Raw genomic sequence first — 12,602 nt, 5'->3', positions numbered from 1 at the left:
AGGAGTGGACGAATGGTCAACATGCAACCGGATGGTCAAGGCGGACAGCAATGGTCCCCAAGATTACCCGAGGGATATGAGGGAAACAATACTCAAAGTATGCCAGGATACGGAGCTGGCGGCCAGATGATGGGCTATGGCTCACAGGGATTCTCCCCTGGGCAGGGTATGATGGGCTATGACGCGCAAGCATCCTTACCCCAACAAGGAATGATGGACTATGACACGCAAGCATTCTCACCTCAGCAAGATATGATGGGCTATGACATGCAGGCATTCTCATCTCAGCAAGAAATGATGGGCTATGACACTCAAGCATTCTCACCTCAGCAAGATATGATGGGCTATGACACGCAAGCAATCTCACCTCAGCAAGGTATGATGGACTATGACATGCAAGCATTCTCACCTCAGCAAAATATGATGGGCTATGACATGCAAGATTCTTCATCACAACAAGGTATGATGAGCTATGATATGCAAGGCTTTATGCCAGAACAACGTATGGTTGGAAACGACATGCAGGCATTCGCTCCTGGACCTGGGATGCCAGGCTTTGGACCACCAAGACCTAGCACGCCGAGCTTCGGAATGCCAGTGCCTAGCACACCGAGCTTTAGACCGCCAGTACCTAGTACACCAAGCTTTGGACCTCCGGGATTCGGACCTCCAGGATTCGGGCCTCCAGGATTCGGACCTCCGGGACGACCACCTACCAACGGGAATCCTGGTCAATCGCCAGGCCACCAAGGCCCAACGTCACCACCACCGAACACCGTTCCTGCTTATCCAACGCACCAAGCATTTGCAGTAGACCCCGGCGCCATTCGTGGTTGCCTCTATAGGATGACATACGTTTGGCTTTCAAGAAGACAGGGCTTTTGGTTCTTTCCCGTCTTTGTCGGCCCAACTTCAGTTGCAGGCTACAGATGGCGTCAGAGACGCAGAAGATGGGAGTATACGGGAATCAGCTTGAATCAAATCGATCGGTTTACCTGTTTCTAAGTAAAGACCATTGAAAACAGCAATTCCATTATGCGGAATTGCTGTTTTTTATGTAGAACTAACAAATGGAAAAAAAATCCAAGTGCATACCCATAACGAAAAATGGACAAGATTACTCTGTACAACGTGTATCATTATCACAAAGAAAATACAGGTGATTAGATGAAAAATACCTCAAATGTATTCTGGATTACTCTTGGACTTGTATGCATAGCAGTGTTGTATGGCGCACTAGCACCCGAGAGTTTCGAAACTGTGACCGATAATATGAAGAACTTTATCACATCGGCGTTTGGTTGGTATTATTTACTGTTCGTCACAGCCATTGTACTGTTCTGTCTATTCTTTATCGTCAGCCCCATGGGACAAATTACACTTGGCAAGCCCGATGAAAAACCTGAATACTCTCGAATCAGTTGGTTTGCGATGCTATTTTCAACTGGGATGGGGATTGGACTCGTCTTCTGGGGCGCGGCGGAACCGCTTTCCCACTTCGCGATAGATCCTGCCACAGAACAACCTGGAACGGACGCTGCATTTAAAGAATCGATGCGTTATACGTTTTTCCATTGGGGCATTCATGCATGGGCAATTTACGCAATCGTCGCCATGTCACTTGCCTATTTTCAATTCCGAAAAGGAGAACCTGGGCTAATATCTGCAACATTAAGACCGATATTTGGCAATCGAATGAATGGTGCGGCCGGCACAATCGTTAACGTACTTGCTGTTTTCGCGACTGTTATAGGTGTTGCGACAACACTCGGTTTCGGCGCCATTCAAATCAATGGCGGACTCTCTTACTTGTTTGATTTACCGATTAGTTTTCCCGTTCAAGTCGTTATTATCATCGTTGTCACCATTCTCTTTGTGGCTTCTGCTTGGTCTGGCATTAGTAAAGGGATTAAATATTTGTCCAATGCAAATATGGTGCTTGCGGCCCTGCTTCTTATTCTTGTTGTGATTCTCGGTCCTACTATGTTGATTTTCGATACATTTACCGACACAATCGGCTCATACTTTCAAAACTTGCCCCGTATGAGTTTCAGTGCTGCACCACTCGATGATAATAATCGAGCATGGATTAATAAATGGACGATTTTCTACTGGGCTTGGTGGATCTCATGGTCACCGTTTGTCGGTATATTTATCGCCCGTGTATCACGTGGACGAACCATACGCGAATTCCTCGTAGGCGTCCTGCTTTTACCAACATTACTCAGTTTTTTCTGGTTCTCTGTTTTTGGTTCCACTGCAATGGATGTACAAATAAAAGGCGTAGATCTGACCAATCTTTTAACCGAAGAAACCCTTTTTGCTGTTTTCCATGAATTACCGATGTCCATGATACTATCGATTGTCGCTATTCTTCTGATCGCTATCTTTTTCATCACATCAGCAGACTCAGCAACATTTGTCCTTGGTATGCAGACGACATATGGATCACTTCACCCACCTAACGTCGTCAAATTAACATGGGGAATTGCTCAAGCAGCAATTGCTATCATCCTACTATCTGCCAACGGATTGACTGCACTGCAAAATGCCTTGATTATCGCAGCGTTACCCTTCTCCTTCGTCATCATCGGTATGATGGTTTCGCTATATAAGGAACTCAATAAGGAACGCAAAGAGATGGGATTAATGATAAGGCCCTATCCGAAGAAGAAGAAAAATAATGGCGACTCATCTAAGTAAAATCTTCACCCAACATGAAAAGTTGGGTGAAGATTTTTCGTTACTTTACACGCATTACACGTACGTTAGCCGATTCCAACATACTCGAAACAATCATCATTTCTTGTTTGCACATTAGACCCCTATTGAATTTTTGTATTCCAAAAAGAGCTTTTCAATCGTACAATCAATGCGTATAGGCCCCATAGTCTCCCCTTTTTTCCCTAAAACCTGTCCAGTCTGCATGCTCCAAATACCAATCAATGGTTAATTTGAGACCTTGCTCAAAGGTATAGCGAGGTACCCAACCAAGTTCTTTTTCTATTTTTGAATAATCGATAGCGCACCTTTTATCCTGCCCTAAACGATTCTCTACAAATTCAATCAGACAGTCGCTTTTCCTTAATGCTTTCAGTATTAATTTAACGACTTCAAGGTTTTCTTTTTCATGACTGCCACCAATATTGTACACTTCACCAATTTCTCCTTTATGGAGAACGGCATCGATTGCCAAACAATGATCGTGTACATGAAGCCAATTCCTTCGTTGTTTGCCATCCCCATAAAGAGGGAGTGGTTTATCTTGTAATGCGTTTTCAATCATTAAGGGAATGAATTTTTCAGGGAATTGATAAGGACCATAATTCGTTGAACATCTTGTAATCAGGATGGGCAGCCCATACGTTTCGTAATATGCCCTCACCATTAAATCCGCAGATGCCTTTGAAGCAGTATATGGGCTATTCGGGGATAGACTTGTTTCTTCTGAAATCAGGCCTACTTCATCGACAGTCCCATATACTTCATCCGTCGAGATTTGAATAAACCTTCTACAAGCTGCATCCTCGGGATTCGCTTGCCAATAACACTTTGCCGCCTCAAGAAGGATCTGCGTGCCCGTCACATTCGTTGTCAAAAAACGAGCGGGATTTGTCATGCTTTGATCCGCATGCGTTTCAGCTGCAAAGTTAATGACTACATCAATGTCGTAGCGCTCAAAAAGTTCTTGTACCAGTTGGGCGTCACCTATTTCCCCTCTGACAAAATGATAGTTTGACCTCCATGCAACCTCTTCAAGATTAGACAGATTTCCTGCATACGTTAATGCATCCAAATTGATAACGGTATAGTCGTATGAGGAAAGCATATGTTGGATAAAATTCGATCCGATAAATCCAGCCCCACCCGTTACTAGTATATTCATGCTAAAATCCCCCTTGTCTTCATGATCTTTCAGACAAACACGCTGACTAGTTATTTAGAGATTGCTACTTCTACTACATATTGATCGTAGTCTGTTTCCAATTAAGGCTGGGCTAACGCTACTCATTCGAAGACATCTTAGTTCAATGTATTCACATATTTATGAAGCATCTAGTAATCTTGTAAAATTCCTTACTACACAGTATAGGAGTGAGGAGCTAAAATTATGCTATTTAGTTTGAACTAAAAATGCTTGCTAATAACGCTCGGCGCTTGGGGATGCCTCTCGCAATAAGGCGCCTTCGCTGGATATTACTTATAAATCATAAGTTCAACATATATAGTTATCCATGCTTATCCTACAAAAAAAACGACTTCACCGAAGTGAAGTCGCCTACTTTATTATTCCTTATCCAAATGCCACGTCCAATATCATCATGACAGTAAATCCGATCATTAAGCACATGGAAGCCAAATCTTTGTTGCCATTTTCCTGCGAGCCTGGAATCACTTCTTCTACGACGACGAAAATCATCGCTCCTGCCGCAAAACTTAGCGCAAATGGCAAAATCGGTGCCATCAATGTAACTGCGAGAACCCCAATGACGGCGGCAATCGGCTCGACTGCTCCCGAAGATTGTCCGTACATAAAAGCTTTTTTACGAGACATCCCATCTCTCCGCAAAGGCATTGCAACCGCTGTGCCTTCCGGTAAGTTTTGAATCCCAATCCCGACAGCTAAAGCAATAGCCGCCGCTAATGACGCCGATGGGAAGCCGGCAGCCACCGCGCCAAAAGCGACACCAACTGCTAATCCTTCAGGAATATTATGCAGTGTAATCGCAAATATCAATAGTGTACTACGGCGCTTTCTTTCTGGGTGGATTCCTTCCGCGTCCTTCATGGAAGAAGTCGGATGCAAGTGAGGTATGATCTTATCTGCAGCCCATAAGAATAGTCCGCCTAGTAAAAATCCTGAAGCAGCAGGGAACCAGGAAGGAAAGGGTCCACTCTCCGCCATTTCAATAGCAGGTGCTAGCAGTGACCAAAAACTCGCTGCAATCATTACACCACCCGCAAAGCCTAGCATCCCGTCCATTAATTTTTGATTGACCGTCTTCGTCGTAAATACTAACGCAGCACCAATCGCGGTCATCCCCCAAGTGAATAGAGTTGCGATCAAGGCTTGATAAACGGGATCTAGCCCCATAAAAAATTCTAGCATAGTGGTTCTCCCTTTCTATATAAATTTCATCTAATAATTTCTCATTATACTGTCATTGTATGCTAGAAGTTTCCCTAACGCAACATTTTAATCTTCATTTTTCAAATAGATTTGAAACTCTGTCACATCTCTTGCCATCTTGAACCGATTGAAGAGCCTTATCGCCACCACCCATATGTGAATAAAAAAAGTGCCCCTCCGCAAAAAATTAGCGAAGAGAACACGATTTAAATACCCCAAAAAGTTACCGTATCAAATAAACCAATTATCACAAGAAGTACGCCGGCAACCCGTTGAATCATTGCTCCTACTTTCCTGCTCCGCCTCATAATCAAACGCTTTGCATCAAAGAACCAGATGAAAAAAAACAGTAAAACAAGCGGAATCGACGTCGCAATACCAAACACCGTCGGCAGAATAAACCCATAAGAAGTCGTCGCAACTACAGGCATCAGCCACAGAAAGAAAATGACGAACATCGTTGGACAAAAGGCCAGAGAGAAACTAGCACCCAACATAAACGAGCCCACTTTCCCTTCACGCAGCCGCATGGGAATACGCATGGTCAACCTGTGTAAAAACCCTAGCTTAAGAACCCCCAGCAAAACAAGCCCCGTCATCACAATAAGCGGACCAATCACTTTACGTAACAAGGGGAAATACTCCGTCATTTTCGTCTCAAATGATTGACCAAATAGCCAGACTAGCAAGCCAAGCGAACTAAAAATAACTACTTTCCCAGCGATAAAAAAGATCACTTCGATCCAATCATTTTTCATCTGAACTGCACGATTGCTGTAAAAAGTCATTGCACTCAAATTTCCCGTCAACTGACAAGGAGCAGCAGCGCCTATTAACCCTAACAAAAGCGCAAAAATCATTGGTTCATCTGCAAAAGAATGCATAAGACCCGTGAGCGGCTCACTAATTGTTGCACTCAACTTTGATAGCCATCCATACACCATTCAAGCACCACCCGTTTGTTCATCATCGTTTCTGCTTAACTCCACTTATAACCAATTCCCCACACCGTTTTCAAAAATTCATCCATCGGAAAGCCTAGCTTCTTTAACTTGTCTCTTAAATTTCGTATATGCGAATCGACCGTTCGAATATCTGTATATGTATCAAATTCCCACGCTGCATGCAATACCATTTCACGGGTAAACGTTTTTTTCGGTCGTGACATCAACGCCTCAATAATCGTAAACTCTTTTAACGTCAATTGCGCTTCTATACCATGATAGTGTAGTGAAAACGTGTCTTTATCCAACGTGAAATCACCATAAATAATCAGCTCATCCTCTGGAAAACGGCGTAAAATCGCATGGACCCTCGCTGTTAACTCGCGTTCATCAAAAGGTTTGGTAATATAGTCATCTGCTCCTACACCAAGCCCTTTCACCACATCGAGCTTGTCAGATCTCGCCGTCAACATAATCACCGGAACATCGGAAAATTCACGTATTCTTTTACACACTTCCCAGCCATCCAAATCTGGCATCATAACATCGAGTAACACGAGGCTAACCTTTTCCTGTTCAAGTCGTGCTAAGGCCCGCTCCCCACTTGTTTCCTTCAAGCATGTAAATCTTTGTGGGTTCAAAAATAATTCAATCAGATCAAGCATTCTTGGCTCATCATCCACTAACAAAATCGTCCGCATACTAAAGCCTCCTTTTTACAGAGTGACTGTAAACCTGCTCCCCTTTCCCAGGGTACTTTCTACTTCAATACTACCTCCATGCGCTTCAACCAGTTCCTTCACAACCGCAAGACCAATACCCGTTCCTCCAAACGTACGAGAGCGCGATTTTTCAACTCGATACAACTTTTCAAAGATAAACGCCAATTCTTCCGATGGGATGCCCATGCCAACATCCGTCACACGTATGACTGTTTTCTCTTTCTTTTGATAAACTTCTAGCGTGACTTCGGTCTCTTCAGCTGAATATTTCAAAGCATTGTCCAATAAATTCAACACAATTTGCTCCAACCGCAATGGATCGGCTAGGATTTGAAAATCTACGTCGCATCGTACGGCAAGCTGTACATTTTTCATGTTAAAAGAAGGCTCCACAAGCCGCTGCATATCTTCAAAAAATGGCCGTGTCCAAAAAAGCTCTTTTGACACTGTAAACGTTGTTTCATCCATTTTTGCTAAATCCAATAAGTTTTTAACAAGGTCCTTCATGCGATTTGATTCTTCCACAATAATGGACAAGTAGTGCTGACGCTCTTGCTCATTCAACCCTTGTCTCATCGCTATCGTTGAATAACCAATCAAATACGTTAAAGGCGTACTTAATTCATGCGCGATGGATGCGAGAAATTCATTGCGCTCTGTTTTTAGTCGTTCCAAATCCGTCGCTAGTTTTTGAATAGAGCCCGATAACTCTCCTAACTCATCATTCCCTACAACAGGCAGGCTGACATTAAAATCACCATTGCTCAATTTCTCCGTTGCTTCCTTCATTCGAATGAGTGGGCGCGTTAACAATTTAGAAAGGATCGCATAGATGATGAATAGCACCACAAAGCTCGTCACACCCGCCAATCCAAAATGCAAGTTTAACTTATTCACTAACAGCTTAATCGGTTCGGTACTTTGATACATCACCACATATCCCGATGGACCTGACGCTATGTGATAAGGATGCACACTAACAATATAAGGTGACGATTTCCAATCAGCAATGACAATTCCTTCCGTATTGGCAGCCAGATTACGCACATGTTTAAGTGATTGTTCAATGAGTAGATGGTCATCAGAACTGCTTGCAATGATACCTTGGCGATTGATAATAACAACTTCTCGATCCCCATCCGACTCCATCAATGCAATATGTTCAATCGTAGTATTCGAATAATTGTCTTCCAATACATCACGATGATTTGCACCACTGGCCACTAATCGAGCGTATTCCTCGTCAGTCCTTTCCTCTAGTATATTTTGATGCAAATACACCATCAGGAATACTTCCATGATCAGGACAGCAATGAAAAAGTAAGCCGCTAATTTAATCGAGATTCTATTCATCTACCCCTAGCCTCATTTCAGCTGACAATGAAAAAAAGGTGAGCACCTGTGATTCGTTGGTGTCTCACCTTTCATGCCAAAAGATTGTTTCTTATTCCACTTTTATCTGCCCCATCATACCATTTTCTTCATGTTCAAGAATATGACAATGGAACATATAGACACCCTTATGTTTAAATTGGACAGCGATTTTCACTTTTTCATCTGGCGCTATGGAGATACTGTCTTTCCAACCTCTCTCATTTTCCGCCGGTTCTTCCCCGTTTCTTGAGATCACTTTAAATTGTGTACCATGGATGTGAAAAGGATGGATCATGCCGCCCATCATATCCGGTTTATTGTAAATTTCCCACACTTCCGTTACACCTTGTTGCTGTATGAAATCGATACGATCCGGGTCAAATTTCTTACCATTGATCGTGACCTGATCCATCATGCCAAATAGCTCGACCTTCTTTGTCACAGGCAGTGCCTTCTCTTCTGCTGTCACTGAAAAATCATTCATTTTTTCACTAGCCTGTTTCACCACTACGTGTTGGTCCTTCACCTCAAACGGTAAAAGAATAGCCCCTTCTTCATTAATGAGTGCTACATCTTTTGTAGTCGATAATTGTGAAAAATCCACAATGATTTCCGCACGTTCAGAAGGTGTCAATGTCACTTCATTCAATGTCACGGGTTCATTCAAGAATCCACCATCTGTAGCAATTTGGACAAAATCATCACCCGAATTTAATTTAAATGTATAGTTTCTCGCATTTGATCCATTCAACAGGCGAAGACGTACTTTTTCTTTCTGGACGGTTAATTTGGGATTCACCGTACCATTGATCAGTAACGTATCTCCCGCTGTTCCATCTTCATTCATAACGGAATGATAATCCAATTGCTTATCAGCATCAAAAGTCCGATCTTGAACAATCAAAGGAAAATCGTTCTTGCCGTAATCACTTGGCAATCCTAGACTTGTCGAATTTCGATCCTCAATATAAATCAAACCAGCCAATCCGTTGTATACTTGTTCAGCCGTTTTTCCGACCGCATGTGGATGAAACCATAACGTCGCTGCCTCTTGCGTCACTTCAAATTCAATGATTCTTTCTTCTCCAGGTGCAAGTACGCTATGCGGTCCCCCATCTCCCCCCCCGGACACTTCCAGTCCATGCCAATGAAATGTCGTTTCTTCTTCCAGATCATTGATCGTTTTAATTATTGCCGTTTCGCCTTTTTCCAAACGAAGCATAGGGCCCAAAAACGAACCGTTATACCCCGACGTCTTGGTTTGAGTTCCTTTGAAAATTTCAGTTGTTCCTTGTTGAGCTCTAACTGTGTATGCCACGCCATCCTCGTTATCGGCTTCCAACATCGGGGGTATCTTTAATTCATTTTCCCCTGTTGAGTTGTTTAAACTGACAATATCATCATGGCTCATATGTCCATTTTCCATCATATCGCCGCTCATCATTGAATGATCCATTTCTTCGTCACTCATTTTTGAATGGTCCATTTCTTCATCAGGTTTCGAATTGGTATTCCCGCAACCGCCGATTACTAATAGGCTTATCGCTAATGCTGTCATTTTTATTTTCAGTGCCATCGCCTGTTTCTCCCCTTTTCTTGTTTACTTCTTTGCAGTGTAACAAGAAAATATGGAGAATTTATGCAGGATAGGTTTCACAACGAAGCTCAGTCGCCTAGCATCTCTACGACTTCATCATAATTCATCTCAAAGCCAATAAGTACTTTCGGTTTACTCATCATTCCGAGCAGTGATTTGTTTCTAAAAACAAACGTCGGCACCATTCTTGCGCCTGATAACTTGATAAGCTCTTGTTCCTTGTCGGGTTCTTTCGATAAATCATGGTCAATATACGGAATTTGATTCTCCGCAAGATATGCTTTTGCATCTTGGCAATCCGAACACGTAGGTCTTGTGTACAATTCTAATTGCATTTTCTTCACAAGAATATCCCCCTTCTACTATAGATTGAAAGCCATGCAGGATCTTTCCCGCATGGCTTCATTCCTTTTACAATTTAACCTTTTGCAAACGCAATGCATTCAAAACAACTGACACCGAACTAAACGCCATTGCTGCACCGGCAACCCACGGGGCTAACAAACCGAGTGCTGCGATTGGGATTCCGACTGTGTTGTAGAAAAATGCGAAGAAGAGGTTTTGCTTAATATTACGCATCGTTTTACGACTCATAATAATCGCATCCGCCACGCTATTTAAATCGCCGCGCATCAACGTAATATCTGCCGCCTCAATCGCAATATCCGTCCCTGTTCCAACAGCCATTCCGATATTCGCCATGGCAAGTGCTGGCGCGTCATTGATACCGTCGCCGACCATGGCCACTTTCTTGCCTTGGTCTTGCAACTTTTTAATTTCATCGCTTTTTTGTTCAGGCAATACTTCCGCAATAACATGCGCGAGACCAACTTGGCGACCGATTGCCTCTGCCGTTCGTTGGTTATCGCCTGTCAGCATAATCACTTCTAGACCCAATGCCTGCATTCTGGCAATGGCTTCTTCCGACGATTCCTTCACCGTATCGGCTACCGCCACAACACCTGCAAGTTGTTGGTCCACAGCGATCAACATCGCTGTTTTCCCTTCACTCTCAAGCTTTTCCATTGCTGCATTCGAATCCAACAGCGCAATCTTATGCTCATTCATTAATTTTCTAGTACCGACCAATACTTCTCTGCCACTCACCATCGCTCGAATACCATAGCCCGGTAATGCTTCAAAATCTGTCACATCAAGCAGTGACAAGCCTTTTTCTTTCACACCTTTCACAATCGCTTGTGCCAAAGGATGCTCCGATTGATTTTCAGCTGTTGCCACTAATTGCAGTACTTCCTTTTCCGTAAAGCCTTTCGTGACTGTAATGTCTGTCAAAGCAGGCTCACCTTTTGTCACTGTTCCTGTTTTATCCAACACGACAGTATCAATAGAGCGTGTGTTTTCTAGATGTTCTCCACCTTTAAACAATAAGCCCATTTCAGCCGCTCTACCTGAACCTGCCATAATCGACGTCGGCGTTGCCAATCCTAGTGCACACGGACAAGCAATGACCAGGATCGAAATCGTTGGAATTAATGCCGAACGGAAATCACCAGGCGTCACCATAAAGAACCATATCAAGAACGTTGCAACCGCAATGACCACAACAACCGGTACAAAGATACCCGAAATCCTGTCTGCTAAACGCTGGATTTCTGCTTTCGATCCTTGTGCTTCTTCCACCACTTTTACAATTTGCGCTAATGCAGTATCTTTCCCAACCTTTGTCGCTTTAATTTGCAAGGAACCATTCTTATTGATCGTTGCCCCAATGACAACGTCACCGACTACTTTATCGACCGGAAGACTTTCACCCGTAATCATCGATTCATCAATAGCAGAACGCCCTTCAATAATTTCACCATCCACCGGAATCTTTTCACCCGGCTTCACGAGAATGATTTCGCCTGTGATGACTTCTTCGATTGGCAATTCCATTTCAACGCCATCACGTAACACTCTTGCTGTTTTTGCTTGTAAGCCGAGCAACTTTTGAATCGCCTGACTCGTTTTACCTTTTGCACGAACTTCAAATAATTTACCCAGTACAATCAATGTAATAATAACTGCGGATGCTTCAAAATATAACTCAGGACTACCAACTTTTCCTGTATTCATCCATTCGATCGATAGGTAAAGGCTGTAGAAATAAGCTGCGCTCGTACCCAGTGCTACTAAAACGTCCATGTTGGCACTTTTATTGCGTAGCGAATTAAAAGCCCCTTTATAAAACTGACCACCGATGATGAATTGAACAGGTGTTGCAAATGCCAGCTGTACCCACGGATTCATCAGAATATGAGGCATATAGATGAAGGATAAAAACTCAAAGTGTGCCACCATGGTCCATAACAAAGGTATCGTCAAGATTAGTGAAAAGATGAACTTTTTTTGTTGCTTGTTAATTTCTTGTTCCTTATGATCCATTTTGTCTTTACTATCTTGTTTGGGAATGAGTTCATACCCCATTTTCTTAACAGCTGTCATCATTTCTGTCGTTGCAATTTGTTTACTGTCAAATTCTACTGCAATGGTTTCCAGCGCGAAGTTAACGTTCGCATTTGTAACGCCATCCATTTTATTGATACGTTTTTCGATTCTTGTCGCACAAGCCGCACACGTCATACCTGAAATATCAAAATCGACTTTTTCTTGCACAACGCTATACCCTAACTTCTCTACCCTAGCTTTAAACTCATTTACATTTGTTTTTTCTGGGTCGTAGACAATGGTCGATCGTTCCAAAGCAAAGTTGACATTGGCCTTTTCCACACCTTCTATTTTGGACAATCCTTTTTCAATGCGATTCGCACAGGCTGCACACGTCATGCCGTTAATTTGTAATGTTTTTTCTGCTGATGCCATGTTATTTCTCC

At 43.0% G+C, this 12,602-nt stretch carries 10 protein-coding genes; 2 read left to right on the top strand and 8 right to left on the bottom strand.

What is annotated here, in order from left to right; genetic code table 11:
- The first annotated feature begins 12 nt into the window (after window positions 1-12).
- Both ACIQ0H_RS15100 and ACIQ0H_RS15095 read left to right on the top strand, forming a co-directional pair.
- Window positions 13-1,005: a hypothetical protein gene (locus tag ACIQ0H_RS15100; RefSeq protein ID WP_403416275.1), complete on the top strand. Its 993-nt coding sequence runs from the start codon at window positions 13-15 to the stop codon at window positions 1,003-1,005.
- 162 nt (window positions 1,006-1,167) lie between these two features.
- Complete coding sequence (locus tag ACIQ0H_RS15095; protein ID WP_403416273.1) at window positions 1,168-2,703, top strand: glycine betaine uptake BCCT transporter; 1,536 nt, start codon at window positions 1,168-1,170, stop codon at window positions 2,701-2,703.
- A 166-nt stretch (window positions 2,704-2,869) separates the two neighbouring features.
- Here ACIQ0H_RS15095 and rfbB read toward each other — a convergent pair whose 3' ends face one another.
- From rfbB to ACIQ0H_RS15055, 8 genes are all read right to left on the bottom strand, one after another.
- Entirely contained in the window at window positions 2,870-3,886 is a 1,017-nt protein-coding gene (gene rfbB / locus ACIQ0H_RS15090) for a dTDP-glucose 4,6-dehydratase (protein WP_403416271.1), read from the bottom strand.
- A 408-nt stretch (window positions 3,887-4,294) separates the two neighbouring features.
- On the bottom strand, window positions 4,295-5,110 hold the full coding sequence (locus tag ACIQ0H_RS15085; protein WP_403416268.1) for a ZIP family metal transporter: 816 nt from the start codon (window positions 5,108-5,110) through the stop codon (window positions 4,295-4,297).
- Between the two features lie 227 nt (window positions 5,111-5,337).
- Window positions 5,338-6,075: a cytochrome c biogenesis CcdA family protein gene (locus ACIQ0H_RS15080; RefSeq protein ID WP_403416265.1), complete on the bottom strand. Its 738-nt coding sequence runs from the start codon at window positions 6,073-6,075 to the stop codon at window positions 5,338-5,340.
- A 35-nt stretch (window positions 6,076-6,110) separates the two neighbouring features.
- On the bottom strand, window positions 6,111-6,776 hold the full coding sequence (locus ACIQ0H_RS15075) for a response regulator transcription factor (RefSeq protein WP_403416263.1): 666 nt from the start codon (window positions 6,774-6,776) through the stop codon (window positions 6,111-6,113).
- 15 nt (window positions 6,777-6,791) lie between these two features.
- Window positions 6,792-8,150: a HAMP domain-containing sensor histidine kinase gene (locus ACIQ0H_RS15070; protein WP_403416260.1), complete on the bottom strand. Its 1,359-nt coding sequence runs from the start codon at window positions 8,148-8,150 to the stop codon at window positions 6,792-6,794.
- A 91-nt stretch (window positions 8,151-8,241) separates the two neighbouring features.
- Entirely contained in the window at window positions 8,242-9,747 is a 1,506-nt protein-coding gene (locus ACIQ0H_RS15065) for a multicopper oxidase family protein (RefSeq protein WP_403416258.1), read from the bottom strand.
- Window positions 9,748-9,836: 89 nt separating this feature from the next.
- A complete protein-coding gene (locus ACIQ0H_RS15060) occupies window positions 9,837-10,103 on the bottom strand; it encodes a glutaredoxin family protein (RefSeq protein WP_403416565.1) in 267 nt (88 codons plus the stop codon).
- A 76-nt stretch (window positions 10,104-10,179) separates the two neighbouring features.
- Complete coding sequence (locus tag ACIQ0H_RS15055) at window positions 10,180-12,591, bottom strand: heavy metal translocating P-type ATPase (RefSeq protein WP_403416255.1); 2,412 nt, start codon at window positions 12,589-12,591, stop codon at window positions 10,180-10,182.
- Between the last annotated feature and the right edge of the window lie 11 nt (window positions 12,592-12,602).

The sequence above is a fragment of the Sporosarcina sp. NPDC096371 genome (assembly GCF_044762865.1).
GTDB lineage: Bacteria > Bacillota > Bacilli > Bacillales_A > Planococcaceae > Sporosarcina.
This window is presented reverse-complemented; position numbering and strand designations above follow the sequence as displayed.